Below are 641 nucleotides of genomic sequence, written 5' to 3'. Positions count from 1 at the left end.
GCAACACACTTATGAAGATAAATCGTTTTAAACGATGGTCGTCTTGCCTACAGATTCAGCCGCCATCTCGGCTGGATACTGTAGGCCTTTTTATTTCTGCCTGTTTGTTGTTCAGCACTTCTTTTCTTTGCCAGGCAAAACCCAATACTACTGATATAGAACAGCAGTATCAGGTTCTTGCGCCTTATAAATTACAAATCGACCAACGTCTCACTTCCGTCAATCCACTTCTCGACCACATCTTTAAGCAACTCAAAAGCAAGTCACTGCCCAAAAGTCTCGTTTTGGTGCCAATGCTAGAATCTTCTTACAACGCAAAAGCCGTTTCTCACGCCAACGCCGCGGGATTATGGCAATTGATTCCTGCAACAGCGATGCGCTTTGGTTTAACGGTTGATTCGAATGTGGATGAGCGTTTCGATACCCAAGCCAGCACGAAAGCTGCATTGGACTATCTGGCGTTTTTATACAACAAGTTTGATCAAAACCTCGCATTAACGCTGGCGGCCTATAATGCAGGAGAAGGCCGAATTGCTCGCGCTATAAAGAAAGCGGGCACCGATGACTTCCAACAGCTCACTCTGCCAAAAGAAACACATCAGTACGTCAGTCGTTTCTTCGCCTTGGAAAAACTGATAGAT

1 protein-coding gene is annotated in these 641 nt (G+C 45.2%); it reads left to right on the top strand.

Annotated elements, in window-relative coordinates; translation table 11 throughout:
* Positions 1-11: 11 nt before the first annotated feature.
* Positions 12-641 (top strand): lytic transglycosylase domain-containing protein (locus R7Q11_RS27125; protein WP_225467104.1); only part of this gene is annotated, 630 nt, incomplete at its 3' end.

The sequence above is a fragment of the Vibrio sp. 970 genome (genome assembly GCF_033339075.1).
This window is presented reverse-complemented; position numbering and strand designations above follow the sequence as displayed.